This is a genomic window from Aureibaculum koreense (assembly GCF_034296135.1).
Classification (GTDB): domain Bacteria; phylum Bacteroidota; class Bacteroidia; order Flavobacteriales; family Flavobacteriaceae; genus Aureibaculum.
Map to the genome: position 1 here is coordinate 22,796 of NZ_JAXKVV010000026.1, position 26,263 is coordinate 49,058.

27 protein-coding genes and 1 pseudogene are annotated in these 26,263 nt (G+C 33.3%); 13 read left to right on the plus strand and 15 right to left on the minus strand.

The genetic code is table 11. The features are described from left to right. Positions 1 to 2 precede the first annotated feature (2 nt). The 8 genes from UMM65_RS15640 to UMM65_RS15675 form a co-directional block, all read right to left on the minus strand. On the minus strand, positions 3 to 731 hold the full coding sequence (locus tag UMM65_RS15640; protein WP_321977890.1) for an ABC transporter ATP-binding protein: 729 nt from the start codon (positions 729 to 731) through the stop codon (positions 3 to 5). Further along, positions 728 to 1,957, minus strand: coding sequence for a nitrous oxide reductase family maturation protein NosD (locus tag UMM65_RS15645; protein ID WP_321977892.1), 1,230 nt, complete (start codon positions 1,955 to 1,957; stop codon positions 728 to 730). The genes UMM65_RS15640 and UMM65_RS15645 overlap by 4 nt, the downstream gene beginning before the upstream one ends. 4 nt (positions 1,958 to 1,961) lie before the next feature. After that, positions 1,962 to 2,249 (minus strand): cupin domain-containing protein, encoded by a 288-nt coding sequence (locus tag UMM65_RS15650; protein ID WP_321977893.1) that lies wholly within the window; start codon positions 2,247 to 2,249, stop codon positions 1,962 to 1,964. Between the two features lie 70 nt (positions 2,250 to 2,319). Then, a complete protein-coding gene (locus UMM65_RS15655; protein WP_321977895.1) occupies positions 2,320 to 2,751 on the minus strand; it encodes a nitrous oxide reductase accessory protein NosL in 432 nt (143 codons plus the stop codon). A gap of 118 nt (positions 2,752 to 2,869) precedes the next feature. After that, positions 2,870 to 3,478: a hypothetical protein gene (locus UMM65_RS15660; RefSeq protein WP_321977896.1), complete on the minus strand. Its 609-nt coding sequence runs from the start codon at positions 3,476 to 3,478 to the stop codon at positions 2,870 to 2,872. Positions 3,479 to 3,611: 133 nt separating this feature from the next. Beyond that, positions 3,612 to 5,579 (minus strand): Sec-dependent nitrous-oxide reductase, encoded by a 1,968-nt coding sequence (gene nosZ / locus UMM65_RS15665; protein ID WP_321977897.1) that lies wholly within the window; start codon positions 5,577 to 5,579, stop codon positions 3,612 to 3,614. 26 nt (positions 5,580 to 5,605) lie between these two features. Beyond that, the gene (locus tag UMM65_RS15670; protein WP_321977899.1) at positions 5,606 to 6,076 is read right to left on the minus strand and encodes a c-type cytochrome; all 471 of its coding nucleotides are present in this window, start codon (positions 6,074 to 6,076) and stop codon (positions 5,606 to 5,608) included. A gap of 66 nt (positions 6,077 to 6,142) precedes the next feature. Further along, positions 6,143 to 6,730, minus strand: coding sequence for a fasciclin domain-containing protein (locus UMM65_RS15675; protein WP_321977900.1), 588 nt, complete (start codon positions 6,728 to 6,730; stop codon positions 6,143 to 6,145). Between the two features lie 121 nt (positions 6,731 to 6,851). Here UMM65_RS15675 and UMM65_RS15680 point away from each other — a divergent pair, with 121 nt between their 5' ends. Beyond that, entirely contained in the window at positions 6,852 to 7,280 is a 429-nt protein-coding gene (locus tag UMM65_RS15680; RefSeq protein WP_321977901.1) for an RrF2 family transcriptional regulator, read from the plus strand. Positions 7,281 to 7,322: 42 nt separating this feature from the next. Here the strand turns inward: UMM65_RS15680 and hemN are convergent, their stop codons facing one another. Then, positions 7,323 to 8,690 carry an oxygen-independent coproporphyrinogen III oxidase gene (gene hemN, locus UMM65_RS15685; RefSeq protein WP_321977902.1) on the minus strand — a complete coding sequence of 456 codons (1,368 nt, stop codon included), beginning with the start codon at positions 8,688 to 8,690 and terminating at the stop codon, positions 7,323 to 7,325. A 73-nt stretch (positions 8,691 to 8,763) separates the two neighbouring features. After that, positions 8,764 to 9,609, minus strand: coding sequence for a universal stress protein (locus UMM65_RS15690; protein ID WP_321977903.1), 846 nt, complete (start codon positions 9,607 to 9,609; stop codon positions 8,764 to 8,766). A gap of 314 nt (positions 9,610 to 9,923) precedes the next feature. Here UMM65_RS15690 and UMM65_RS15695 point away from each other — a divergent pair. The 4 genes and pseudogenes from UMM65_RS15695 to UMM65_RS15710 form a co-directional block, all read left to right on the plus strand. After that, positions 9,924 to 10,229, plus strand: a pseudogene (locus tag UMM65_RS15695) (DUF2853 family protein); the annotation flags it as partial. An 18-nt stretch (positions 10,230 to 10,247) separates the two neighbouring features. After that, the gene (gene rpsA / locus UMM65_RS15700) at positions 10,248 to 12,203 is read left to right on the plus strand and encodes a 30S ribosomal protein S1 (RefSeq protein ID WP_321977919.1); all 1,956 of its coding nucleotides are present in this window, start codon (positions 10,248 to 10,250) and stop codon (positions 12,201 to 12,203) included. 195 nt (positions 12,204 to 12,398) lie between these two features. After that, positions 12,399 to 12,860 (plus strand): hypothetical protein, encoded by a 462-nt coding sequence (locus tag UMM65_RS15705; protein ID WP_321977904.1) that lies wholly within the window; start codon positions 12,399 to 12,401, stop codon positions 12,858 to 12,860. A gap of 117 nt (positions 12,861 to 12,977) precedes the next feature. Continuing rightward, a complete protein-coding gene (locus UMM65_RS15710; protein WP_321977905.1) occupies positions 12,978 to 13,499 on the plus strand; it encodes a hypothetical protein in 522 nt (173 codons plus the stop codon). 95 nt (positions 13,500 to 13,594) lie between these two features. On the opposite strand, the gene UMM65_RS15715 is transcribed toward UMM65_RS15710, so the two are convergent. The 4 genes from UMM65_RS15715 to UMM65_RS15730 form a co-directional block, all read right to left on the minus strand. After that, positions 13,595 to 14,059 carry a thioredoxin family protein gene (locus tag UMM65_RS15715; RefSeq protein ID WP_321977906.1) on the minus strand — a complete coding sequence of 155 codons (465 nt, stop codon included), beginning with the start codon at positions 14,057 to 14,059 and terminating at the stop codon, positions 13,595 to 13,597. Next, positions 14,052 to 14,984: a YihY/virulence factor BrkB family protein gene (locus tag UMM65_RS15720; RefSeq protein WP_321977907.1), complete on the minus strand. Its 933-nt coding sequence runs from the start codon at positions 14,982 to 14,984 to the stop codon at positions 14,052 to 14,054. The genes UMM65_RS15715 and UMM65_RS15720 overlap by 8 nt, the downstream gene beginning before the upstream one ends. A 183-nt stretch (positions 14,985 to 15,167) precedes the next feature. Beyond that, complete coding sequence (locus UMM65_RS15725) at positions 15,168 to 15,671, minus strand: KdsC family phosphatase (RefSeq protein WP_321977908.1); 504 nt, start codon at positions 15,669 to 15,671, stop codon at positions 15,168 to 15,170. Then, a complete protein-coding gene (locus UMM65_RS15730; RefSeq protein WP_321977909.1) occupies positions 15,655 to 16,416 on the minus strand; it encodes a Rossmann-like and DUF2520 domain-containing protein in 762 nt (253 codons plus the stop codon). Before UMM65_RS15730 ends, UMM65_RS15725 begins: the two co-directional genes overlap by 17 nt. Before the next feature lie 104 nt (positions 16,417 to 16,520). On the opposite strand from UMM65_RS15730, the gene UMM65_RS15735 reads away from it, so the two are divergent. From UMM65_RS15735 to UMM65_RS15770, 8 genes are all read left to right on the plus strand, one after another. Continuing rightward, positions 16,521 to 19,733 carry a cytochrome c biogenesis protein CcsA gene (locus UMM65_RS15735; protein WP_321977910.1) on the plus strand — a complete coding sequence of 1,071 codons (3,213 nt, stop codon included), beginning with the start codon at positions 16,521 to 16,523 and terminating at the stop codon, positions 19,731 to 19,733. Between the two features lie 66 nt (positions 19,734 to 19,799). Then, positions 19,800 to 20,417 carry a glutathione peroxidase gene (locus UMM65_RS15740; RefSeq protein WP_321977920.1) on the plus strand — a complete coding sequence of 206 codons (618 nt, stop codon included), beginning with the start codon at positions 19,800 to 19,802 and terminating at the stop codon, positions 20,415 to 20,417. 104 nt (positions 20,418 to 20,521) lie between these two features. Continuing rightward, a complete protein-coding gene (locus UMM65_RS15745) occupies positions 20,522 to 20,983 on the plus strand; it encodes an SRPBCC family protein (protein ID WP_321977911.1) in 462 nt (153 codons plus the stop codon). Positions 20,984 to 21,287: 304 nt separating this feature from the next. Next, positions 21,288 to 22,697, plus strand: a complete 1,410-nt coding sequence (locus tag UMM65_RS15750; RefSeq protein ID WP_321977912.1) for an MATE family efflux transporter — start codon at positions 21,288 to 21,290, stop codon at positions 22,695 to 22,697. A 325-nt stretch (positions 22,698 to 23,022) separates the two neighbouring features. Continuing rightward, positions 23,023 to 24,162, plus strand: coding sequence for a trans-sulfuration enzyme family protein (locus UMM65_RS15755; RefSeq protein WP_321977913.1), 1,140 nt, complete (start codon positions 23,023 to 23,025; stop codon positions 24,160 to 24,162). A gap of 9 nt (positions 24,163 to 24,171) precedes the next feature. Continuing rightward, positions 24,172 to 24,411, plus strand: coding sequence for an endonuclease/exonuclease/phosphatase family protein (locus UMM65_RS15760; RefSeq protein ID WP_321977914.1), 240 nt, complete (start codon positions 24,172 to 24,174; stop codon positions 24,409 to 24,411). Position 24,412: 1 nt separating this feature from the next. Beyond that, positions 24,413 to 24,973 carry an endonuclease/exonuclease/phosphatase family protein gene (locus tag UMM65_RS15765; RefSeq protein WP_321977915.1) on the plus strand — a complete coding sequence of 187 codons (561 nt, stop codon included), beginning with the start codon at positions 24,413 to 24,415 and terminating at the stop codon, positions 24,971 to 24,973. A 41-nt stretch (positions 24,974 to 25,014) separates the two neighbouring features. Then, positions 25,015 to 26,010: a sterol desaturase family protein gene (locus tag UMM65_RS15770; RefSeq protein WP_321977916.1), complete on the plus strand. Its 996-nt coding sequence runs from the start codon at positions 25,015 to 25,017 to the stop codon at positions 26,008 to 26,010. On the opposite strand, the gene UMM65_RS15775 is transcribed toward UMM65_RS15770, so the two are convergent. Beyond that, complete coding sequence (locus tag UMM65_RS15775; RefSeq protein ID WP_321977917.1) at positions 26,011 to 26,172, minus strand: zinc ribbon domain-containing protein; 162 nt, start codon at positions 26,170 to 26,172, stop codon at positions 26,011 to 26,013. It lies immediately after the preceding gene. Between the last annotated feature and the right edge of the window lie 91 nt (positions 26,173 to 26,263).

Here is a 26,263-nt window from a genome sequence, read left to right on the forward strand (position 1 = left end):
TATCAATTTAATGTTGAATGGGTATGAGTTAAAATTGCCGCTATGGCGTGTTCTAAATCCGTTTGGTTGGTTTGCTCTTTAATTGCGGCCAATGTGCCTTTAAAATAGATTTTTCCATCTAATAAAAACACAATTTCATCAGCCATTTCTTCTACAAAGCCCATTATGTGCGAAGTAATTAAAATGGTTTTACCTTTTTGTTTTTCTGCTAAAATTATTTTTTTAAGATTCAATAAAGAAATGGGATCCAAACCCGTCGTGGGCTCGTCCAAAATGATGAGATCGCTATCAAACATAAAGGTCAGCAGAATATTTACTTTTTGCTTGGTACCACCAGATAAGTTACCCAATTTTTTGTCTAAAAACGGTTCTAAACCAAACAGGCCAATTAAATTTTGATCGCTAGCAGTTTTGGGACGTAAATTTTTAACCATTTTAATCAATTCCTTTACGCTTAAATTACTCGGAAAATTGGCTATTTGAGGCAAGTAATTGATGTTATTTCTGTAATTATGCTTTTTTAAGACACTTTTACCATCAATTTCTATTTGCCCTTTATTGGGAATTACAATGCCCAAAATACTTTTAATTAAAGTAGTTTTTCCTGAGCCGTTTGGTCCTAAGACAGCAAAAATAGCACCTTTGGTTGTATCGGAATTGATAAATAAGTCCAAGTCTTTTAGCACTTCAACTTTTCCGAATTTTTTATATAAATTTTTTATTACTATCATTTAACGACCTTCATTAATGGGTTACTGTCCACCAATTCATCTGGAGTAAAAACAGGCGAAACTTTCTCTGAGAAATTGATAATATCTACAAATAAACTTCTCATTAGTATTATGGTTTCAGGGTTCTTGTTTACAATGTATGAAAACAACTTTACAGGTCGGTAGGGTATATCTCCAATTCCGTTTTTGTCTAAATCATATCCTGTATAAGAACTCCAATAATTGTTGTCAAATTTATTATCGTTTATTTTGCTGTTGTATGAAATATCAAAAGAATTGTTTAAAAAATTATTTCCTTTAAAAATATTGGTATAACAAGCTCCCGCAATTTTTACTGACCAACCATTACTGATGAAATTATTTTTTGAGTAATTAATTCTAGTCGAGCCTTCTACATTAATGCCAATAGTATTTTCTTCAAAAGTATTGTTTTCAATTTCAGCATCATAAATTTCTTTTAATAATAGTCCGTAAGAGGCTGTACCCCAATTCTTTGTAAAGGTATTTCCAGTCATTTTTATGAATTTGGAAAACATTACCGCAACACCAGCACCATTATTTGTGAAAGTATTGTTGTGATACTCATTTTCATTTGAAAACATAAAATGCAGTCCGTATCGCATATTATTATGACTATCATTGTTTAGAACCTTACTTTCTTTGACAAATTCCAGATAAATTCCATCTCGTAAATCGAAAACTTCATTGTTATCAATCGTAATATTTGAGCAATTCCATAAATGTATGCCATTTCCAGAAGAGGATTGATCAACGGCATTACTTGAAACTTTGTTATTACTAACGATTCCATGATGTGATTTTTCGAGTAAAAACCCAAAAAACACATTTTCCAACGTATTGTTTACAAATGTAAAGTTGTTGCTCTCGGAAATTAAAATGGCAGCATAATCTTTGGTATAACTTTGCCCCGGGTTTTTAATGGTTAACCCTGAAACGGTAACACTATCGGATTTAACAATAAGCACATAACTTTTCTTTTCACCATCAATAATAGGATTATCCTTCCCAATGATTTGTAGCGGTTTGTCAATGGTAATATCGCTTTCTAAATAAGTGCCTTTTTGAACTATAACTTTTCCATGAGGTTTTGATTTGGCAATCGCATCTGTTAAGGTTTTAACTTCACAAGAAGCACATACTTCAATGGCTTGACCAAAACCCTTAAATGCAAAACAGCATATGAATAAAAGTAGAATTCTGAACATTTTATTATCTAATAATCAAAAATTTAGAATCTTCATGAGCGGTTACATGATGTGCTATATCTTTTTCAAACGAATACGTTTGATGCTCCGCTAAAGTAATGGTTTTATTTTCAATATGGAAATCGATTTTACCTTCTAAGACTACCAATAAAGTAGTTCTTGGGGAAGTATGGGTAGGGAATAACTTGTCTTTTTCAAGTGTTATTAATAATGTTTCCGTACTGTCTGAAGAAAATATTTTGGATACTTGTAAGCCTTTTATTTCTTTTTCTTTTATAATATTTTTATTCATGTCTTTTTATTTTAAAAGCTATCTTGAAATTAATTCTCAAGACAGCTTTTACCTAATTTGAGTTAGTTTATTATTTAAAATTTTCTTGCTGAATCTCTTGCCAATTAAATGTTTTATCGGCTTCAGATTTTACAAATTTTTGGGCCTGATCTTTTGTTGCAAAAGCTGATAAATTTGCACCCATTGGACTTTGTATTGTCGGGCTGATTAAATAGGTAGCTGTTTTGGCATCAAATAAAGTTGTAGGCGTTAGATAATCTGTAACCAAAAATAAACCAATTTCATTGCTTTCCCTTTCTTTCAAATCGTTTAACATACACTCAATGGCGTCGTACTTAAAAGGTTTTCCTTTTTTGGTTACAATTTGAGCGGCATGTTTTTTTTCTACAATAGTCATTGTACAATAATGACAAGCATCTTTACCATATTCAATTTTTGAAGGTTCAATAGAACATGAAACCAACAGCAAAGCTAATGAAAGTATTAAATATAAATTTTTCATTATTTAATGGGATTTTAATTAATTCACAGTTAAAACAGTTCTCGATACACCACGCTAAGGCGTGGCACTACGCTGTCGCTGAGGCTTTAGCGTAAGAGATCGAACTGATACCACCGTTTTAACCCTCACTTTCTTTTTTTCCAACAAAAAAGGCAACAATATTAAGCATCATACCTGCAAACATCATCCAAGCACCAGTATGCGGATATGAAAAGGCATCAAAATTCAATAATTTTTTATGCCCAATTAGTGGCGGGTTGTATTTCATAGGGTTTCCATCTTCATCTACCATTTTCATAATGGCATTTGGATCTAAATTACTTCCGTAATCTACTAGCCACAAATTAAAATCATACATTCCAAGAATGCCTAAAATGGACATTAAGATAAACCAACCGATAAACCATTTATAAGAGACTTTACCTAAAAAACCTAAAATACCAATTAACACACCTAAGGCAACCATACCTCCAATCACTTTAGGGAAAACTGAAAACTCCCACATGTCTTCAGGTTTGGGAATGGTTTTCATACCAATATAATGGTTTAAACCATCAATATTTTGTAAATCAAATTCAGAGGCACCTTGTATGCCGTTTATATAAATATCTAAACCTAATGGCTCGGGATATTGCGGAGCACCTAACATAATATTCCACAATGGGAATTTGAACAGACCCAATAGTAATAAAGAGCCGATAATCATAATAATACCCGCTTTTTTCATTCTTTTCTAATTTTTTCTCTTTTTATGAGGTTGGAATTAATTACAATAATTCAGGTTGAAGTAAAACAAAAAGGCTGTACGAAACTAAAGGATTGAAATTTTCAATACAGCCTTTTCAAACTAAAATAATCAACTACTCACCATCCAAAGTCCAAGATAATTCTATGTTAGAATTTTTTGGTGATACTCTAATATACCCCTGCATTTCTTGATGCAATGCAGAACAGAAATCTGTACAATAGAAAGGCCAAACCCCTACTTGTTTTGGTTCCCATACGGAAGTTTTAGTTTGTCCCGGCATTATCAGTAACTCTGATGTATTTTGTCCAATCATCGCAAACCCATGAGGTACATCAAAATCTTGTTCTAAGTTTGTGATGTGGAAATACACTTTATCACCCACTTTTATGCCTTCAATATTATCAGGTGTAAAGTGACTTCTAATCAAAGACATACTGATATGTACTTCATTTCCATTACGCGTAACTTTGGCATCTGCTTGATTGGTAACCGCATAAGGGTGTTTATTCTCGTCCAATCTATATATTTTTTGAGATTTATCTTTAATAATATCTGCTCGAATACCTGCGGCATAATGAGGTTCGCCATGCGTAGGGAAGTCTAGTAGCAATTCCATTTTTTCACCGCTAATGTCATATAATTGAGCCGAGTGTTCTAACTCAGGTCCAGTAGGTAAATAACGGTCTTTCGTAATTTTGTTCATGGCTACAACATATTTGCCAAAGGGTTTACGAGAGTTACCACCTGGAATCATTAAGTGACCTACAGAATAATACGTTGGTTTTCTATCAATAACTTCACGTGATTCCACATTCCATTTTACTACCTCAGAAGAGATAAAGAAAGTTGTATAAGCATTACCTTTATCATCAAATTCAGTATGTAATGGGCCTAAACCACCAGACTTTACTGCCCCTGCCAAAACATCTTCGTAATTTAAAATTGGAATTCCATAAGCATCACCATCAAATTTTTTGTTTTCAATGGCATCTAGCATTTTAGTAAACGAGTGTATTGTTAAATCGGCTGATAATTTACCATTACCTATAATGTACTCACCAGTTGGATCAACATCACAACCATGAGGTGATTTTGGTGTTGGTAGTAAATAAACGGCACCAGGTACATCTGCAGGGTTTACAGTTAATACTTCTTTTACCATTGTAGAGGTAGCGGTATGTGTATGGTCATCATAAACATTATGTGCATAATTAGCTGGCATTTTAGTACCACCGCCATTATTTACATATTCTTCAATTTTTTTCCAATTGATGGCTGCTATAAAATCTTTATCATTTTGTGAAGCATTTACTTCTAATAATGAATTTGCTTCTTCAGTATTATAAGTGGTAAAGAAGAACCATCCATGAGATTTGTCTCTACCGGGGTGTGATAAATCATAATTAAAGCCGGGCATTAATAATTGGAATTTAATTCCCATTCTACCTGTTTCTTGGTCAACATTCATAAAAGTTAAAGCCCCTTTAAAGTTTCCTTTATATTCGCTAATAGGCATGTCTTTTTGAGGTACGGGTACTGAAAAACGTGTACCGGCAACTACATATTCCGTATTTTCCGTAATAAATGAAGAACTATGGTTACCCGCACTATTAGGCACTTCTATAATTTCTTCTGTCTCAAAAGTTTTAAGACTGATTCTCGCAATACGAGGTGTGTTGTTACCGTTGATAAAAACCCAACGTCCGTCTAATTCTCCATTGGTTTGAGAAATATCTGGGTGGTGAGAATCATCCCAAGGTACAAATCCAAAAGAGGTATTTAACATAGGTTTAGTTTCTTCTGAGTATCCATAACCGCTGGTTGGAAACTGAGAAAACACGGGAATTTCTTTAAACATTCTTCCCGAGGGCAAACCATAAACTGTAAGGTTACCGCTATAACCACCAGAAATAAATGCGTAATACTCGTCATGTTCACCTGGTGCAACATATACTTTTTCTGCATTGCTGCTTCTTAAAGCACCGTCGTTGCCAGACGATTTGCCATTGTTATTACCACAACTAGCTAAGAAAAAAGCAGTTGATAAGAATAACATTATGAATTTAAAAGTTGTTTTCATTTTATATTAATTTAAAGTTTGATTTATTATAAAGTTCTAAAATATTCTAAGATAGCCCTAGCTTGTTCTTCAGTTAAATTTTGATTGGACATTGGCGATAAATACTCTGCTAAAAGTTCTTTAGCAATGGGGTCTTTTTTCACCATCTCATCAGGGTTCAAAATCATGTTCATAACCCATTCAGGGGTACGCCTGTCTAAAATGTCCTTAGGGGCTGGCCCGATAAATTTCTTATCGGTTTTATGGCATGCAGAACACATTTGCTCATAAATTTCTTTACCTTTAGTAGCCAATTCTTGGTTTACTTCGGCATCTAGGGTTACACTTTTAATTGGACCAATCCCTTTATTTTTCATTGGGTCAACTTCAGCAACCTCTTCTTTGACAACCTCCTCTTTTACTGTTTCTTTTTTGGGATTGTCCTTTTTAGATTTATCACCACAACTCACTAATATTGTAAGTGATAATACAAATACACTTAAAATTACTTTTTTCATTATTTTAGTTTTTATTTAATTATTGATTATTTTTTAAAACTGCTTATCGCTACCAAACACTTCCTATTATTTTTCAGTTGGCACAATTACATCTCCAACTACGTGAATCCAACCGTTACTTACTTGTACTGTTTTTAAGATTTTAGTTCCACCTACATAAAGACCGTCTTCTTTTTTAACTACTTCTAAGTATTCTCCAGAAGCCATATATAGCTTTCGTCCTTTTTTAGCTTCTTTCTCTAGTTGAGTGTCTGGATAGTTTGCCGGTGCTACGTGATTTGTTAAAATAAATGCCAATTTATCCTTGTTTTCAGGTTTTACTAAAGTTTCAACTGTACCTTCTGGCAATTTGTTAAAAGCTTCGTTGGTTGGGGCAAAAATGGTTAATGGCCCAACGTTTACTACAGCATTTTCAACATCTGCGGCTTCTATGGCTGTTACCAACGTTGAAAAATCTGGTAAAGATTTTGCTACTTGTAGAGCATTTTTAGCCGATACATCATCACTGACAGAGGCTTGACCTTGATTTTCTGTTGCTTCTGTAGAAGATTGTTCAGTAGTTGTGCTTGTTGATTCATTATTAGTTTGTGGATCTTTTTTGCAAGATAAAAATACCGCTATCAATAAAATTGACATTATAATTTTTGACTTCATAATTTTTGGTTTTTTAATTTTGGACAAATTTATGACCGACATATTGAAAAAAACATGATATTTGTCATATAAAAAGACTTTTTTATCTTTTTTATTTGTGGTCTATAAATTTTTCAGGAAAATGCTATCAAAATCCAGTACTTACGCAATCAGAGCTGTTCTATATTTATCGTTATATTCTAATGAAGAAAAAAAGGTTAGTCCAAAATCAATTGCAGAACACATAAATATACCAGCTCCTTTTTTGGCAAAAACTTTGCAAGAACTTACCAAACGCAATATCATTTCGTCAAAAAAGGGTAGGGCAGGTGGATTTTATCTAACAGATAAGAACAAGCTAAATACTTTAATATCCGTAGTCGATGCCATTGACGGATTGGATAAGTTTCAAGAATGTTCTTTGGGATTGCCTGTTTGTGGTAATAAAAATCCTTGTCCAATACATCATTTGATAGCCCCTTTAAGGAATAGATTAACAGAAGAATTAACTGAAAAGACCATAGCAGATTATACCAAAGAACTTAAAAAAGGGAAAACGCATGTTTTTTGATTTTTCACATTTGATTTTTGTTATCTAACAACAAATATTTTACTAAACCGTCATTGAGAACAACTGTGTATCGGGCTTGTTCTTTACCATTCTCAAATCAAAAGCCATACAAATATTTCGTACAAATGCCCTTGCGTTTTTTGGAACTATAAGTTCATTATCTGCTATTAATACCAATCCATCTTTTTCAAGTTCTTTTAATCTATCTAATGTTTCTGGCAACGCTGTAAATTTTAATTTATCATTTTGCCAAGAAGTTTTAAAGTGGCACATAACATTTAAAATATGTTGTCTTATTATCAAATCTTCTTCGGTTAACAAATGACCTTTTAAAAGTGGAATTTGTCCTTTTTCAATTTGCACCTGATAGGCTTTTAGTGATTTTTCGTTCTGTGCGAAACCAAACCAAGAATCGCTAATGGCAGACATCCCTAATCCAATCATCAACTGGGTCGGATTTGTGGTGTACCCCATAAAATTTCTATGCATATTGGCGTTATTAAAGGCTTTGCAAAGGGCATCAGAAGGTAAAGCAAAATGATCCATCCCGGTTTCTACATAACCAAAATTGAGCAACATGTGTTTGCCCATTTCATATAATTTTATTTTCTCATTACCCTTGGGGATATCAGATTCTTTAAAACCCCTTTGTCCAACACCTTTTATCCACGGTACGTGGGCATAACTGTAAAACGAAATTCTCTCGGGCTTTAATTCCATTGTTTTTTTTATGGTGTCAATAATATTACTGACAGTTTGGAACGGTAAACCAAAAATAAGATCATGGCTAATGGAGGTGTAACCAATTTCCCTGGCCCACTCGGTAACCTTTTTTACATTGTCAAAGGGTTGTACCCTGTTAATAGCTTTCTGTACTTTTTCGGCATAGTCTTGTACGCCATAGCTAACCCTTGTAAAGCCTAAATTATAAAGTGTCTGTAAATGTTCTTTTGTGGTATTATTGGGATGTCCTTCAAAACTGAATTCAAATTCGCTGTGCAAATCAACCGTGCTAAAAATAGTTTTGATTAAATACTCTAAATTTTCAGCTTCAAAAAATGTAGGTGTACCACCACCTAAGTGCAATTCCCTTAGCAAAGGTTTTTCATTGAATTGTTGCAAATACAATCCCCATTCTTTCAGTAAAGTTTCAATATAAGGAGTCTCTACCTCGTGTCTTTTGGTTATGTATTTATGGCAAGCACAAAAAGTACACAAGCTCTCGCAAAAAGGAAGATGGATATATAAACTAATTCCTTTAGACGAATTACTTTGCTCAAAAGAATGCTTTATCGTTCGTATCCATTTATCCGTATCAATACTACGTTCATCCCAATAAGGTACCGTAGGGTAACTTGTATATCTTGGGCCTGGCACATTATACTTTTGAATTAATGTTGATTTTGACATAAGCATGGCTATTTTAAACTTCAAAAGTAATAGTGTTTTTTTCGCTATACTATGATATTTATCATATAAAAAATTATAATTCTGATGGTACAACTAAAAACGGAATGGTTAAATGAAACCCTATTTGATGAATTACTTTTTTAAAGAATAAATTTTCTAAAAATGTATGTTTGTTTTTTATCATCATTAGTAAATGTACATAAGTCAATTTTTGAAATTCATTAATGGCTTGTGGAATTTCTTGATCTTTAACATTGTTAAATTCGTGGTTTACGGTATGTAACAATTTATCTAGCTTACTTTTGTTCTGTTTTTCGGTTTCGTTCAATGGCCTATTTGAAGAAACATGCAACACATGAACTTTAGATTTATACAAATCCGCAATGGTTTTTAAGACATTTAAGTGTAAATCGGTATAATCTATTTTAAAATCCGTCGGAAAAAGAATATCTTTTGGTTTCTCGAAGAAAAATCCATCGGGAATTGCCAATACAGGGCATTTAACTTTTTTTATGGTATGTATGGTGTTTGACCCAAATAAAATCTCTGTGAGCCCAGATGCTCCTTTTGTACCCATAATTATTAAATCTATTTCGTGCTGTTCCACGCATGATTCGATTTCATCGGTAAGCGTACTGAAAGATGATATCAATTCATAATTGTGATTGGGATTATTGTATTTTTCTTTTAAAGATTTTTGGAGTTCTTCAAGATTTTGTTTTGAATTTTTTCGGACAACATCCACAACATCACCCATATAACCTCCGGTATTCATTTGGTAGTCGTAATTATAAATAACGGGGGTGTAAGTATTTAACAGGTAAAACGTACAAGCTATATTCTTAAATAATTCATGTGCATAATTTATGGCATTTTTTGAATTCTCGGAAAAGTCGGTCGGTAAGAGTATATTTTTCATGACATTTCATTTTAAGTTATCTGCTATAAATTTAAGAATCAAACCATAAAAAAACAATGATATTTGTCATAGAAATTGACGTAAAAAGTTTATAAATTAATTCATTTGCGAAAATTTTAAATAAAACACAAATTTTATCATTGCATTTATTTGATTATCTTATTGTTAGATTAATAAAAAATTAATACTTTTGCACTCCTTTTTACGAGTACAGATTTAGAAAGGAACAAAACATAAAAAATAATATAAACTCTTTTATTGAGATTATCGTTAAAAATCTGAATATCAATAAAATACAAATTTAATTAGACCGTATGTCTAAACTACAAGAAAAAATTGATCAATACACTGAAGAGGTTAAAAAATTAGGATTAAAACTAGATACCGATTTATTAGCAAGTGTAACCAAAGGATTAGGACCAACAATTTACAAAGCAGATGCTGAAAAAGTGTCAAGTTCCGATTCAAAAGAATTAGAGACCGTAAAGAAAAATTTCTTAATCAAAAAATTAGGATTGGAAGATTCGCCTAAATTAGATGAAGCCATCCAAAAAGCAATTGATACCATAGGTTCTTCAAATAGAAATAAGTACAGAGCTATTTTTTATACTATTTTAGTTGAGGAATTAGGTGTACAAGTGGTATATGCCGAGGATACTAAAGAAGATGAAAAAGAAGTAGAAGCTCCAAAAGCAGAAAAGAAAGAAGTAAAAAAAGAAAAGAAAGAGGAAAAAGCAGAAGTTAAGGAAGTTGTTGCTGATGAAGTAAAGGAAGAAGTTCCGAAGAAAGCACAAGAAGAAGTTGTTGCCAAAACTGAAGAAGCAAAAGAAGCTGCTCCTGAACCAAAAAACACTCAAGCATTTTTAGATAATTTCGATTGGCATAAATACGAAGAAGGTATCGAAGCTGTTGATGAAACAAAGTTAGAAGAGTTTGATAAGGCGTTAAAAGGAACTGTTGGTTTTGTTGAAGAACGTCAAGTTATTGATGGTGAAGTTATTAGATTAACAGATAGAGAAGCTATTATCGATATCAATTCAAAATCTGAAGGTGTAATTTCATTAAACGAATTTAGATATAACCCAAATTTAGCAGTTGGAGATACTGTTGAGGTATTGGTTGATAAACGTGAAGATAGTTCTGGACAATTAGTACTGTCACATAAAAAAGCGAGAGTAATCAAGGCTTGGGAGCGTGTTAATAAAGCTCACGAAACTCAAGAGGTTGTTAACGGTTACATCAAATGCAGAACTAAAGGTGGTATGATTGTAGATGTTTTCGGAATCGAAGCATTCTTACCAGGTTCTCAAATTGACGTTAAACCAATTAGAGATTACGATCAATATGTTGATAAAACAATGGAATTCAAAGTGGTTAAAGTAAATCACGAATTTAAAAACGTTGTTGTATCTCACAAAGCATTGATCGAGGCGGATCTTGCAGAGCAGAAAAAAGAAATCATCGGTCAATTAGAAAAAGGACAAGTATTAGAAGGTATTGTTAAAAATATTACTTCTTACGGTGTGTTTGTTGATTTAGGTGGTGTTGACGGATTGGTTCACATTACTGATCTATCTTGGAGCAGAATCAATCATCCAAGCGAAGTATTGGAGCTCGATGAAAAAATAAATGTGGTAATCCTTGATTTTGATGATAATAAATCTAGAATTCAATTAGGATTAAAACAATTACAGAAGCATCCTTGGGAAGCATTGGATAACGAACTTAAAATTGGTGATAAAGTAAAAGGTAAAGTTGCTATTATTGCTGATTACGGTGCGTTTATTGAAGTAAGTCAAGGTGTAGAAGGATTGATACACGTATCTGAAATGTCTTGGTCAACGCATTTAAGATCCGCACAGGATTTTGTAAATGTTGGTGATGAAGTTGAAGCCGTTATTTTAACGTTGGATAGAGAAGAACGTAAAATGTCTTTAGGCATGAAACAATTACATCCTGATCCTTGGACAGATGTAACTTCTAAATATCCTGTAGGTTCTAAACATACAGGTACCGTTAGAAACTATACTAATTTTGGAGTATTTGTTGAGCTGGAAGAAGGTATTGACGGATTGGTCTATATCTCTGATCTTTCATGGACAACTAAAGTGAAACACCCATCAGATTTTGTTAAAGTTGGTGATAAGCTAGAAGTTGAGGTTTTAGAATTGGATGTGGAAGGACGTAAATTGAATTTAGGTCACAAACAAACTACTGAAAACCCTTGGGATGCGTATGAAGAAAAATTCCAAATAGATTCTGTACATGAAGGCGAAGTAACTTCAGTTACAGATAAGGGAGCCCTGGTTTCTTTTGGAGATGATGACGTTGAGGCATTTGTACCGCAACGCCATATGGAAAAAGAAGATGGTTCTAAAATAGCTAAAGGAGACAAAGTTGACTTTAAAGTATTGGAGTTCAACAAGGAGTATAGAAGATTGGTTGTATCTCATACCTCTATATTTAGAGAACAAGAAGAGAAAGCTGTTAGAGCAACGAAAAAGAAAATGGAAGATAATGTAGAAAAATCTACGTTGGGTGACATTTCTGCACTAGCTGATCTTAAAGATAAAATGGATGCTAAGAAAAAATAAGTATGTCATTCCTGCGAAAGCAGGAATCTCATGAACACTTATTCTAAGTAAAATTTTATAATAATTTTTTAAACCGTCCTAATTGATTAGGGCGGTTTTTTTATGATGAAAATTCAGCTGTTTTTTAACAAATTCAGCTCAAAAAGTATTATTGTATTCGTTATCTTTGATATAATCAATAACAAAAATTTTAAAATGAGAAATAAATGCTTTTTAGCAATTGCGATTTTCTTTTTTCTATTTAACTTTTCTGCAAGAGCTCAAGAAATAACAATGTTTACAGGCTTTTGGGATAATCAATTTTATCAAGATAATGAAAGGATTAGTAAAAAAGACCTTAAACTTTTACTAGAAAAAGATGATGTAGCCATTAAACATTGGAACAATGCAAAAACTTATAAAACCTTATCATGGGTAGCTTTAGCTGCTGAAGCTGGTTTTGGCGTTTGGTCAATTTCTGACTCTTATAATCAAAGGCAAAATATAGTACCTACTATTGGTGTTCTTGGATCGTTCGCAGGGGTAATCACTTTTTCATTAATATCTCACCACCAAAAAAAGAAAGCTATTCTTAAATACAATGAGGGTTTAGATAACAAAATTTCCTTTAAAATTATGCCTTCCAAACAAGGGATTGGTATTGTAATGGAGTTTTAGATATTTTAGGTTTTGGAAATTTGGTTATAACTTTATTTCTTTAAGACCATACCTATTACTTCCATTGCAATATTAAATAAAGACAATTCGTTATGGTTACTCACAAAATACACTCTCATGAAAAACTTCCTAATTGCCCTTCTTATATTACCGTTACTTTCCTGTTCACAAAAAAAGAAAGAATTAAGTGCCGATTCTAATAAAGAGGAGCCTACCGTTTCTGAAGTCGAAAAAATTCAAGAATCCAGTTTAGTCGGGGTTTACGAATATGTCTATGAACATAATTCTGGTGATTTAGTTGAAAATCATTACATGGAATTCAAAGACAATGAGACTATATACTTCGGAACAAGTGATGATTTTGACGAGGGTAGGGAAGGTTATCTGCCAGGTTTTTTTAAAGCAAAAATGAACGACTTCAAAAAGACAGATGACAAAATAAGTTTTAAGTTATCGGTAAACGATTCTATTTTTTATACAAAGCCAATAACGCCTCTACAGCAAAGCGAAAATGTTGAGAAATGGCGAAACGCATTAACTTCTGAGAAAAGGCAATATGAGGGGAACATCAGCGGAGATACTATTATTGTTAAAACTGTTGATTTTGACCCTAGAGTATTTGTCAAAATAAAAAAGTAATTAAAGTATGTCATTCCTGCCCTTCGACTTCGCTCAGGATAAATTCTCGGCAGGAGTCTTATAAAGATTACATATGAATTGCGACTTTTTCTAAATTATTTCTTTATCACCTTCTCCAACAAAGCATAATGTTTGCTGGTATCACGTAAATAATTATAGCTTTCAATCATGCTGATAAGTTCACCATCGGCACTGCATAAAACAACTGTTGGGTGTACTTTCTGATTAAACTTTTTGCTAAGTACATTATTTTTCTTTTTCTGATCGTCAGAAATAGCATTTTGCCGAATAGGTTCGTTAACCCTGACTAAAATCAAATGTTGGTTTGCTATTTTTTGAAATTTTTCCGTGTAAAAAAAATCCTCATTCAACATTTGGCAAGAATCACTTCTGTCATATCCTGTAAAATAGATAAGAATATGTTTAGTTTCAGAAGTAGCAAGTTCTTTGGCTTTTTCAAAATCGGTTTGCCAATTCAAATCAATCGGCTTCTTGTTTTGTGCGTTTATACCAAAACTACAACTCAATGTTAAAAATAATATGTAAAAAATCTTATTCATTTTTATTTTCCAATTGTATATTTCTTTTCAATCCTATTATGGCCGCATTCAGTTCAAAACCCAACAAAAGAATTATGGAATTTAACCAAATAAACAACATCAGTACTAATAACGTTCCTACGGCACCATAAAGCTCGTTATATTGGGCAAATTTACGAACATAGATACCAAAAATCTTAAAGTTGAGCAATAACAATAATGTGGTTAATATTGCCCCGGGCGAAAAGAACGAAATTTTTCGACCTTCTCGTGTTCCAAAAAAATAAAATAAGGCAACGGTAATTAATATCATGGCCAATACTATAATATATCTGCCCATATCTATCCAAAACAAATCATCGGAAACATATCCTTTTTCCTTAAAGTTACTAATGGCAATTTCAAAGTAAATAATTACTGCAACTGTAAGCAACAACAATAATGCCAATACGATTGAAATAGCCATAGAAACTAAAAATTGCCGAATCATAGATCGTGTTTCCATTTTGTGGTAGCTGTATTCAAATCCGCCAAAAAGTGCATTTATACCATTGGTCATTAAAATTATAGAAAACACAAAACCAAACGATAGCAATCCACCATATTTATTATTGGTAATATCGGCCAAGACAGAATCGACTGCATCATAAGTTTGCGGTGGCAATGCTTGATGGATAAAATTAACAAAGCCCTCTTGAAAGCCTTCGATTGTGATGAACGGAATAAGTGTTAAAATAAAAAGGGCAAAAGGAAACAGGGCCATAAAAAAACTGAAGGCAATACCACCCGCTCTAGAGGTTAAAGCTCCTCTTAGAATCCCTAAAGCATACATTTCGAGTATGTTATATAACGACATACCTTCTAAACCTGGTACTTTAATCTTTTTAAAAAGTTTAACAAACCAGCCAATTATTGGAATTTTTAAAAGTTTTTCTTCGGTGGTCATTTTTCCAGTTCAGAGTTATGAATTTTGAGTATAGAGTTTTTTCGTGTTCAGAATTCGAATTTTTTAATTATTCCTTGGTGGTGGGCACCCCTAAATCCCCCCTCAAGGGGACAATCGTTAATGACTAAATTTTGTTTTTAAATTCAAAAATCAATTATCATAATTTGTTAATCGTTAATCATTTTACATCCACTTATCCTGCACTTTCATTACTTGTTCAATCACATCTCTTACACAGCCATTTCCACCTTTTTTTTGCGAAACGTACAGCGAAATATTTTGTATTTCCTGAACTGCATCTTTAGGGCATGCCGCTAAACCTACCATTTTCATTACTGGATAATCGGGAATATCATCACCCATATATAATACATTTTCGGGTTTTATATTGTAAATATCCAAATATTCTTCCAATTGTTCTACTTTATGATGTGCTCCTAAATAGATGTCAGTAATACCCAATCCTCTTAACCGTGATTTTACCGCTTCATTTGTACCGCCAGAGATTACACAAACGTTATAGCCATTTTCAACAGCTGTTTTTAAAGCGTAACCATCTTTTATATTCATTGACCTGATGAGTTGACCGTCAGGGAATATTGTCACCTTTCCATCGGTCAATACACCATCTACATCAAAAATAAAGGTGGTTATGTTTGGCATCAATTCTTTATAGCTTTTTTCCATAAGTTTCTTTAATAGATTGGGTTAATAGTTTGTAAATTTCCTTTTTTTGACCTTTTAACAATTTAAGATGTTTTTCAATGGTTTTTTTATCGTTTCTTTTTGCCGGCCCAGTTTGTATGGAAACAGGATCAGCGTTTTCAATTTTTTTTGCCGACTCCAATATTAATGGGTGTAAAATATCAAAAGGGATATCGTTTTCTAAACAAATATCTTTCCCGATTTTGTACATATAATTCACAAAATTATTTGTAAAAACGGCGGCGAGATGAATATATTTTCTTTGGTTTGAATCAATGTTGTAGACTTTATCTGAAATTGAAGATGCTAATTTTTCCAACATTTTATAATCTTCTTTTCTTTCTGTTTCTAAACAAATTGGAATTGCTGCAAAATTAACTGGGTTATCTTTAGAAAATGTCTGTAAAGGATAAAACACACCTTTATTCCCAGTAGTTTTGAGTGCTTCCATGGCAACGCTTCCCGATGTGTGAACCACTAATTTATCTTTTAAACTTAAATGTGATGAAAATTCTGGAATAGCATCATCAGAAATAGTAATTATATAAACTTCAGCATCTTTTAAAGACTTGAATTTTGATGTGGTCTCAACACTGTTTTCAAATTTACTTAGTGCCGATTTGCTTCTGCCATAAACCTGAATTAAATTAATGCTATCCGCTTTTAAAAAAGCATCAATTAAATGATTTGCTACATTTCCTGTTCCCAAAACTATTACTGAAATCATTTTGTGATTTTGATGTTTTTACCTTTACATTTAAACGTTAAAAGTAATGATTTAAGCACAAAAATAAGTACCTTTGCACCACTTTATTTGTATCTAAGATCAGTATGAAAAAATTATACAATATTCTCTTCTCTACCCGACTTACCGCTGTTTTATTTATTGTTTTTGCCGCTGCAATGGGCATTGCTACTTTCATTGAAAACGATTACGGAACACAAGCCTCCAAAGCATTGGTTTACAATACGTGGTGGTTTGAGCTGATTATGCTCGTTTTTGTAGGTAATTTTATTGGAAATATTTTTAGGTATAGATTGATCCGTAAAGAAAAAATCTCGGTATTGATGTTCCACTTGGCTTTTATCGTCATAATTATTGGAGCGGGAATTACAAGATATATAAGTTATGAGGCCATAATGCCAATCCAAGAAGGGGAAACCACTAATTTAATGCTGTCTGAAAAAACCACGCTTAATATACATGTGGATGATGGTAAAGAGGCTAGGGAATTAAACAAGCTGTATTATTTTGCCCCCGAGATTGGTTCGGAAACACGTTTTATACCATTAGTTTCAAAATTTTTCAATTTTTTAAGGGGTGGCAACGATTTTTCCATAAACGCTGATTTTAGAGATAAACCTGTAACCATAAATTATGTAAGTTATTTGCCAAATGCCTATGAAAAATTTGAAGAAGATGCTTCTGGAGAAGAATTTCTGCACTTTGTGGAGTCGGGTGGTGGAGGAAGGCACGATCACTATATTAGAAAAGGAGAAGTTGCCAATATCCATAATGCCTTAGTTGCTTTTGAAAACAGAACAGAAGGTGCTGTAAACATTTTTACCGAAAATGATACCTTAAGAATTCAATCTCCATTTGAAGGGGATTTTATGGTCATGGCCACGCAAGCCAAGGGCAAAATTGTAAAAGATTCGGTTCAGGTTTTTAATTTAAGGGCATTACATAACATCGGAAATTTGCAATTTGTTGTTCCAACAAAAGGTACAAAAGGCAGGTTGGTTGAGGTTTCTTCTGATGATAAAGAAGAGCATCCTGCCGATAAGTTAACGATTGAGGTAGTAACTGAAAACGATAAAAAAATCGTCGATTTATACGGTTATAAGTTTGCCGCCACTCCACCAGAAATGTTTTCAATGGATGGATTAAACTTTAGACTTTCTTACGGTGCGAAACAATTGCAATTACCTTTTTCCATAAAACTAAACGATTTTCAATTGGATAGATATCCAGGATCTAACAGCCCAAAATCGTATGCTAGTGAAGTTACGGTAATGGACAATGGTGATAATTTTGATTTCAGAATTTTTATGAATAATATTTTAATTCATAAAGGATTCAAATTTTTCCAATCCAGTTACAGGATTACGGATGAGTATGAAGAAACGCATTTATCTGTAAATCATGATTCCGTTGGTACTTTTGTTACCTATTTAGGCTACTCCTTATTATATACGGGTTTGATTATGATTTTATTTTCAAAAACCACACGTTTTGCGGATTTACGTAGAATGTTGAATAAAATTAAAAAGAAAAAGGCGGCGTTGTCTTTATTGGTATTGCTTTTCAGTGGTATTACTTTTGCTCAAAGCGATCATAATAATCATACACTTTCCAAAGAAAAAATAGACTCCATTTTAACCGCTCAAAAAGTAACTGCAGCACATGCTGAGAGTTTTGGTAGTTTGGTCATTCAAGATGAGAACGGTAGGATGAAACCTGTAAATACTTTCACCTCTGAATTGCTTCGAAAAGTAAGTAAAAAAGACAACTATATTGGGTTGGATGCCAATCAGGTAGCTGTTTCAATGGTTACCAATCCTAGAATTTGGATGTCCGTTCCGTTTATTTATGTAACATCTACCAATACTAAAGTTCGCGAATTATTGGGAGTGCCAGAAGATCAGGACTATTTGCGGTTATCGGACATGTTTACTAATAAAGGTGAATACAAATTGAGCCAAGAAGTTGAAAAGGCTTACAAAAAGAAAATCAAAAACAAATACGAAGAAAGCATATTAAATATAGATGGAAGGGTTACTTTATTGTACCAAGCCATTATTAAAGGCAGTATCTTCAAGTTTTTCCCGTTACAAGGAGATGAAAACAATAAATGGTTCTCTTATGTAGAGCATAAATTGGCAGGCTTTAAAGGAACAGACTCATTATACGTGGCTAATGTTATTCCATTATATGCCAACGGGTTAAAGTTAGCTACAACCGAAGGTGATTACTCTAAAGCTGATGAGTTTTTAGAAAGCATCCATAAATACCAACACAAGTTTGGTGGCGAAGTTATGCCTACCGACAGACAAATAGCTTTAGAACTTTTTTATAATAAATACGATATATTTAAAAGCCTCTTCATGTATTATATGTATGCATCTTTGTTTTTATTTATTGTAGTGATTATTCAAATTTTTAACAGTTCAAGTCTTATAGATAAATTGGTAAAGGCAGGGATTTTTATAATTGCAGCCTTGTTTATTTACCATACCATTGGGTTAGGTATTCGTTGGTATATTTCTGAACATGCCCCTTGGAGCAATGGTTATGAGGCTATGATTTATGTAGCTTGGGCGACCATGCTTTTTGGGCTGTTATTCGGTAAAAAATCGGCTTTGACCGTCGCGGCAACTACATTTGTTACTTTTATGATTTTGATGGTTGCCCATTGGAATTGGCTGGATCCAACTATTGGTACATTGGTTCCAGTATTGGATTCTTATTGGTTAATGATTCATGTTGCCATCATTGTAGGGAGTTATGGTCCACTCACTATTGGTATGGTTCTGGGCTTACTGGCATTAATATTATTTACCGTAACAACTAAAAAGAACAAACCTAAATTAGATTTGGCCATTAAAGAAATCACCGTAATCAATGAAATGTCTTTAACTATTGGTTTAATCATGTTAACTATTGGTAACTTTTTAGGCGGTATGTGGGCGAATGAAAGTTGGGGCCGATATTGGGGTTGGGATCCTAAAGAAACTTGGGCATTGGTAAGTATTATGGTGTATGCGTTTGTCCTACATATGCGTTTGATACCAGGCTTAAGAAGTCGATTTACTTTCAATATGGTTTCTATTTTTGCTTATGCTAGTATATTAATGACTTTTTTAGGGGTGAATCATTTATTATCAGGATTACACTCTTATGCTGCTGGTGAGGCAGCACCTATTCCTATGGAAATATGGGGCTGGTTGATAGTCTCGGTTGTAATTAGTATCTTAGCCTATATCAAATTTAAAAAACACTACAAAAAACCTTCATCGAGGGATAAGGCAAAAAATAATTAATGTGTTCCGATAAGTTTTCCCCGAGGGGAAATGTCCGAAGGACAATGGGGCTTAAAATAAAAAATGATGAAAAAAAATGTAATAATAGCGTTATCAGTTTTAATACTCATAAGCTGTAAAGAAACAAAAAAGGACACAGAAGAAAATAATTCTGCAAATGATACCATAACAAATCAAACTGCTATGGTTCATAATCAAGAAACTATGGAAGATATTTATCAATTTAAAGTAAAAACCTTAACTGAAGACGATTTTGATTTTTCTTCGTTAAAAGGAAAGAAGATACTGGTTGTAAATACTGCTTCAAAATGTGGGTTGACACCTCAATATGAGCATCTACAAAAATTATACGATACTTATAAAGATGATAATTTTGTAGTTGTAGGTTTCCCTGCCAATAATTTTGGACAACAAGAACCAGGTTCAAATACTGAAATAGCTGAGTTTTGTCAACAGAACTATGGGGTGTCTTTCCCAATGATGTCTAAAATTTCGGTAAAGGGAGATGATATGCACCCGGTTTATCAATTTTTAACGCAAAAAAAGAAAAACGGATTGGAAGATTCAGAAGTAGCATGGAATTTCCAGAAATATTTGATTGATGAAAACGGTCATGTGGTCAAGGTAATTTCTCCAAAAACATTACCAACGGATGATGTAATTGTAAATTGGATTAAAGGGTAATTATATGAGGGAAAAAATTCCCCTCCTTTTCAAGGAGGGAGCCTGTGCTGAACTGGATTCAGTATGCCCAAAGGGCGAGGTGGTTATTATTAACTAGGGATATAATGAATAAAACTATAACAAATCAAGGCTCAAACAAAAGTTTTGGTATTTACCATGACTTGACCATTAATGCTCCAATTGAAAAAGTTTTTGAAGCAGTTTCCGACCCTAAGCATTTAATCAACTGGTGGCCATTAAAATGTGAAGGAAAACCAATATTAGGAAGTGAATACAATTTCTATTTTACCCCAGAATATGATTGGTACGGAAAAGTAAGTGGCTTAATTCCTAATCAAAGTTTTCACATAAAAATGACAAAATCCGATTTAGATTGGGACTCGACCACTTTTGGATTCGATTTGGAAGAACAAAGTGATAATGTATTGCTTCATTTTTTTCATACGGGATGGCCAGAACGCAATTCACATTATCGGGTATCTTCATTTTGTTGGGCAATGTTACTCAAAGGGTTAAAAGATTATCTGGAAAAAGGAATTATTTTACCTTTCGAAGAAAGGAGTTAGTACTATTTCTTTTTGTGTTTTATTTCTATTTTAAAAATAATATTGTTTACTGGTTCTTCCCTTTAGATAAAGGGAGGTGGATTCCGCTAAAGCGGAAGACGGAGGGATTTAAAATTCGGGCTGTTCTAGTACTTTCAACATAAATTTTAAACTCCAATATTTAAATAATTAAATTTTTTTTTGCACATTTGCAGTCTTATGATTGTATAAATAGCATTTTCGGACTTGTCGGTTTAAGCTTATCGACCCCAAAGATTGGTTAGACTTCTTCTAATCATGTTATTTTCTATTTATACAAATTGTCATGTCATTATCAACAATACCATCGTTCAAAAAACTTATTTTTTATTTTAAGGAATCTCTTTCTAGCAAAGAGCACGATTTTACTACTGGCAGTATTAGAAAAGCGATTTTTATGCTTTCTATCCCCATGATTCTTGAAATGCTCATGGAATCTATCTTTGCCTTGGTCGATATTATCTTTGTATCTCAGGTAAGCGTTAATGCGGTAGCTACCATCGGTTTAACGGAATCGGTAATCACATTGGTCTATGCGGTTGCCATTGGTCTTAGTATGGCCGCAACGGCGATTGTAGCACGAAGGATAGGTGAGAAGGATGTGGTTGGAGCAAACCAAGCCGCCGTCCAAGTTATCATTCTTGGAATACTCGTGGCCATTATAATTGGAATTATTGGAATCGTTTATCCTAAAGAAATTTTGGCATTAATGGGTGCCGAGCCCGATTTAATTGAAGAGGGTTACGGTTATACCCAAATTTTAATGGGTGGTAACATCACCATCATGTTACTGTTTCTGATTAACGCCATTTTTAGAGGTGCTGGTAATGCTTCTATTGCCATGTGGACATTGGTTTTGTCCAACGGATTAAACATAATTCTCGATCCTATTTTCATATTTGGTTTTGGACCTGTTCCTGCATACGGAGTAGAGGGGGCTGCCATTGCAACTACTATTGGTAGAGGTACTGCAGTTGTATTTCAATTATTTATTCTATTTTATGGATGGGGAAAACTCAAAATTAAGGTTAAAGATATCGTTTTGCGATGGGCCATAATGTTAAACCTTATGCGGGTTTCATTGGGTGGGATCGGTCAATTTTTAATTGGTACTTCCAGTTGGGTATTTTTAGTACGAATCATATCCGAGTTTGGTAGCGAAGTCCTTGCCGGATATACGATAGCCATCCGTGTTATGATGTTTACTTTTATGCCGTCATGGGGAATGAGCAATGCAGCGGCGACTTTGGTTGGTCAAAATTTAGGAGCGAGAAAACCAGATAGGGCTGAAAAATCCGTATGGAAAACAGGAAAATACAATGCCATTTTAATGGTAATCGTATCCATTGTTTATTTGGCATTTGCTCCCGAAATTTTAAGATGGTTCAGTGATGAACCAGAAGTTATAAAATATGGAGCTCTGTGTTTACAGGTAGTTGCGGCCGGATATGTTTTTTATGCCTATGGTATGGTGGTGATTCAATCTTTTAATGGTGCAGGAGACACCACAACACCAACCTATATCAATTTTGTCTGTTTTTGGCTTTTTCAATTACCATTTGCGTACTTAATGGCAATTACCTTAGATTTTGGACCTATGGGTGTATTTTTGGCCATAGTTTTAGCAGAAGCATTAATTGCAATAATTGGAATTATTCTATTTAAAAAAGGAAAATGGAAAAATACGGTTGTTTGATTCCTGTATCCTACAAGGTTTTAAAAACCGCAGGATTTCCTTGTAGGTAAAGTGATATTGAATTTTTGTAAGAATAATTTTGGTTAGGAAGGTCTGTTCGCAAGAAATAAAGAGTGAAGAAACGGAATTGCAAAAGCGATAGCTTTAAGCATGAAGTTTCGTGAGCGAATGTTTCGAAGCAATTTCCTTGAACAGACTAGTCCCGAGTACTCGGGATTGTTTCGTTTTTTCATCAATGGAAAAAATGAAAGAATTTAACGACATTAGTTCAACTCATTTTTTATAAAATTTCTTTTGTAAATTACACTTCTTTAAATGTACGGAAATGAAAACAAAAAAACATGGCGTAAATACCATTTGCACACATACAGGTGGAGTTAAGGACACTCAATTTGGCGGAGCAATTTCCCCTGTTTATATGGCAACTTCATACCCTTTTATGGATGTAGATTCAAAACGATATCCCAGGTATTTTAATACGCCTAACCAACAAGCGGTTGCCCAAAAAATTGCCGCCTTGGAAAATGCCGAAGCAGGATTGATTTTCGGTTCGGGCATGGCGGCTATTAGCACAACTTTGTTTTCGTTTTCAAAACAGGGAGATCATGTGGTATTGCAAAATGAGATTTACGGTGGTACATTTAATTTGATTGTTGAAGAGTTTGATAAAATGGGAATAGAATATTCTTTTACCAATGGAATAGAAACTAACCATTTTGAAGATAAAATTAAACCAAATACCAAGGTAATTTATATAGAAACACCTTCAAATCCACTATTGAGTATTACGGATATTGAAGCTGTGGTAACGTTGGCAAAAAAGCATGGTATTTTAACCATGATTGACAATACTTTTGCTTCGCCCATTAACCAAACACCTTTAGAATTAGGAATTGATATTTCTATACACTCCGCTACAAAATATTTAGGTGGTCATAGTGATATTAGTGCTGGGGCAGTGGCCACAACACAAAAAAATATCGATATTATTTGGAATAAGGCCAAAAATTTGGGCGGACATTTAAGCGATTTTATTGCTTATCTATTAGAAAGAAGTATTAAAACATTAGGGGTTCGCGTCGATAGACATAACGCAAATGCCCAAGCTATTGCTGAATATTTAGATAACCATAAAGCCATTGAAAAAGTATTTTACCCTGGGCTAAAGAGTCATCCAAATCATGATATTGCAAAAAAACAAATGCACGGTTTTGGTGGGATGCTGTCTTTTGAATTAAAATCAAATTACGATGCGGTTTCTTTTCAAAATAAACTGAAGTTGATTAAACCTAGCATGAGTTTGGCAGGGGTGGAGTCCACCATATTATTACCATCGTTAACATCGCACTCTTTATTAACTGTGGAACAACGAAAAGCTATAGGTGTTTCTGATAATTTATTGCGTTTTTCTGTGGGTATTGAAGATGTAAAAGATATTATTGAGGATATAAATCAGGCACTCTAAAAATTAATCATGAAACTGAAATTAAAAATCTTATTAATTGCTTTATTTACAATTACATTAAGTTGGTCCCAGACCAAAATAGATAGCACCAAAATAGTGCGTGTACTAACCTTTAATATTCTACATGGGGCAACCACCAAAGGTGATTTTAATTTAGAGGTAATTGCCAAGGTTATTAAAGATGCAAATCCTGATTTTGTGGCATTGCAAGAAGTGGATAATAAAATCCAACAGGGCAAAAAAATATGATTTGGTAACGGAATTGGGTTGGCGAACAAAACTAAATCCAATATTTGGAAAAGCCATGGAGTATGACGGGGGTGAATATGGTGAGGGTGTTTTATCAAAAACTTCTTTTTTAAGTTCTAGAAATGTAGCGTTACCTTATTACGATGACCACGAACCTAGAGCAGCGTTGGAAGTTACAACAACTATAAATTTAAAAGATACTATTTCTTTTATAGGAACTCATTTAGATCATTTAAATGATGAAAAGGATAGGGTAGTGCAAGCTAAAAAAATAAACAAAGTGTTTTCTAAGAATAAACATCCAACTATTTTGGCAGGAGATTTAAACGCTGAACCCAATAGTACCCCCATAAATATTCTCGAAGAAATTTGGACAGTCTCTTATGATAAAAATAATATGGAATATACTTATCCTTCAGATAATCCAACCAAAAAGATAGATTATGTGATGTTTTATCCAAAAAGCAGATGGAGAGTGTTAGAAACCAAAATAATACAAGATACTATTGCTTCAGATCATTGTGCGTATTTGGTGGTTTTAGAATTATTGGATGAAAAATAAATTTTTACTAGATTTATAACTTTCAAAAAAAAAAATGATTTATGGAAGTTCTTCAAATAGTATATGAAGAGATTATTGGCTTTTTAGGTATCAGCCAAGCTTGGGACATTTTGCAAACTGGAGATTATAGTGCTTTTAAAACCTATGACGGAATTGTTTCCCTAATTTACCCAATAATACCTTTACTGCTTATTTTAGAGTTAATCTTGAGTCTTATTTATAAAAAACCTCATACTAAAGTATATAAGGTCAATTTTTTAATTTACATCTTCAATCGTTTTGTGGGTAGGTTTATTGCCATTGCAATGGTAACTTTATGTATTGGTCTTTTTCAAAAATATGCTCCTTTTCAGACCAAATTGACTTGGTATTGGTTTGTGTATAGTTATATTATTTGGGAATTCGCCCATTTTATTTATCATTATCTGGGGCATAAGATTCGGCTTTTTTGGTGTTTGCATTCAACGCATCACGCTCCTGAAAATATGAACCTTTCTGTTACACACGCTCACTTTTTCTTAGAAGCTCCTTATGCAGATACTATTCGGACAACTATTTGCATTTTATTAGGAATACAACCAGAACTTTTATTTTTAATAATGTTTGTTGATGGTACTTATGGAGCTTTTATTCATGTTGGTGAAAATTTATTAAAGGACGGAAGACTTGGTTTTTTAAATAAGATTATATTAACGCCCTCGCATCATAGAGTACATCATGCCAGGAATCCATTGTATATGGATACCAATTTCTGTAATTTATTGAATATATGGGATAAAGTTTTTGGCACTTTCCAAAATGAAGACAAAAATATAGATATAGAATATGGGATTACAAGGCAGATGGACTCGGGAAACTTCTTTGATGTTTACTTCGGTGAAATTATTGCGTTGTGGAAAGATGTTTATAAAGCACCGGGGCTAAAAAATAAGTTGTTGTATATATTTATGCCTCCTGGATGGCATCATGCAGGTGAACACAATACCGCTAAAATTGTTAGGGGCAACTATTTAAAAACGTATAAGAGCGATAATTAATTATTGCTCAATATCCGCAGCTGAAAAACTTTCTAAATTTTGTTCGTTATCAAAGCTTATTTGAACTTCAATGGGTCGGCAACAGACTTCACAATCTTCAATATATATAGAATTTTGGACGGAACTATCCAATAATACCATTTCTGATTTAAAAATACTCAAAAAATGTTTTAGTGTATAATTGATAACTGGTGATAGATTTTATAAGTTCAGGAGTTAGTTGGTTTACCATCTCAGTAATTTTATCTTGTAG

Excerpts from the sequence above, each read along its gene's own strand:
- UMM65_RS15640 (WP_321977890.1), bottom strand. The coding sequence starts at position 731 with ATGATAGTAATAAAAAATTTATATAAAAAATTCGGAAAAGTTGAAGTG.
- UMM65_RS15645 (WP_321977892.1), bottom strand. The coding sequence starts at position 1,957 with ATGTTCAGAATTCTACTTTTATTCATATGCTGTTTTGCATTTAAGGGT.
- UMM65_RS15650 (WP_321977893.1), bottom strand. The coding sequence starts at position 2,249 with ATGAATAAAAATATTATAAAAGAAAAAGAAATAAAAGGCTTACAAGTA.
- UMM65_RS15655 (WP_321977895.1), bottom strand. The coding sequence starts at position 2,751 with ATGAAAAATTTATATTTAATACTTTCATTAGCTTTGCTGTTGGTTTCA.
- UMM65_RS15660 (WP_321977896.1), bottom strand. The coding sequence starts at position 3,478 with ATGAAAAAAGCGGGTATTATTATGATTATCGGCTCTTTATTACTATTG.
- nosZ (WP_321977897.1), bottom strand. The coding sequence starts at position 5,579 with ATGAAAACAACTTTTAAATTCATAATGTTATTCTTATCAACTGCTTTT.
- UMM65_RS15670 (WP_321977899.1), bottom strand. The coding sequence starts at position 6,076 with ATGAAAAAAGTAATTTTAAGTGTATTTGTATTATCACTTACAATATTA.
- UMM65_RS15675 (WP_321977900.1), bottom strand. The coding sequence starts at position 6,730 with ATGAAGTCAAAAATTATAATGTCAATTTTATTGATAGCGGTATTTTTA.
- UMM65_RS15680 (WP_321977901.1), top strand. The coding sequence starts at position 6,852 with ATGCTATCAAAATCCAGTACTTACGCAATCAGAGCTGTTCTATATTTA.
- hemN (WP_321977902.1), bottom strand. The coding sequence starts at position 8,690 with ATGTCAAAATCAACATTAATTCAAAAGTATAATGTGCCAGGCCCAAGA.
- UMM65_RS15690 (WP_321977903.1), bottom strand. The coding sequence starts at position 9,609 with ATGAAAAATATACTCTTACCGACCGACTTTTCCGAGAATTCAAAAAAT.
- UMM65_RS15705 (WP_321977904.1), top strand. The coding sequence starts at position 12,399 with ATGAGAAATAAATGCTTTTTAGCAATTGCGATTTTCTTTTTTCTATTT.
- UMM65_RS15710 (WP_321977905.1), top strand. The coding sequence starts at position 12,978 with ATGAAAAACTTCCTAATTGCCCTTCTTATATTACCGTTACTTTCCTGT.
- UMM65_RS15715 (WP_321977906.1), bottom strand. The coding sequence starts at position 14,059 with ATGAATAAGATTTTTTACATATTATTTTTAACATTGAGTTGTAGTTTT.
- UMM65_RS15720 (WP_321977907.1), bottom strand. The coding sequence starts at position 14,984 with ATGACCACCGAAGAAAAACTTTTAAAAATTCCAATAATTGGCTGGTTT.
- UMM65_RS15725 (WP_321977908.1), bottom strand. The coding sequence starts at position 15,671 with ATGGAAAAAAGCTATAAAGAATTGATGCCAAACATAACCACCTTTATT.
- UMM65_RS15730 (WP_321977909.1), bottom strand. The coding sequence starts at position 16,416 with ATGATTTCAGTAATAGTTTTGGGAACAGGAAATGTAGCAAATCATTTA.
- UMM65_RS15735 (WP_321977910.1), top strand. The coding sequence starts at position 16,521 with ATGAAAAAATTATACAATATTCTCTTCTCTACCCGACTTACCGCTGTT.
- UMM65_RS15740 (WP_321977920.1), top strand. The coding sequence starts at position 19,800 with ATGAAAAAAAATGTAATAATAGCGTTATCAGTTTTAATACTCATAAGC.
- UMM65_RS15745 (WP_321977911.1), top strand. The coding sequence starts at position 20,522 with ATGAATAAAACTATAACAAATCAAGGCTCAAACAAAAGTTTTGGTATT.
- UMM65_RS15750 (WP_321977912.1), top strand. The coding sequence starts at position 21,288 with ATGTCATTATCAACAATACCATCGTTCAAAAAACTTATTTTTTATTTT.
- UMM65_RS15755 (WP_321977913.1), top strand. The coding sequence starts at position 23,023 with ATGAAAACAAAAAAACATGGCGTAAATACCATTTGCACACATACAGGT.
- UMM65_RS15760 (WP_321977914.1), top strand. The coding sequence starts at position 24,172 with ATGAAACTGAAATTAAAAATCTTATTAATTGCTTTATTTACAATTACA.
- UMM65_RS15770 (WP_321977916.1), top strand. The coding sequence starts at position 25,015 with ATGGAAGTTCTTCAAATAGTATATGAAGAGATTATTGGCTTTTTAGGT.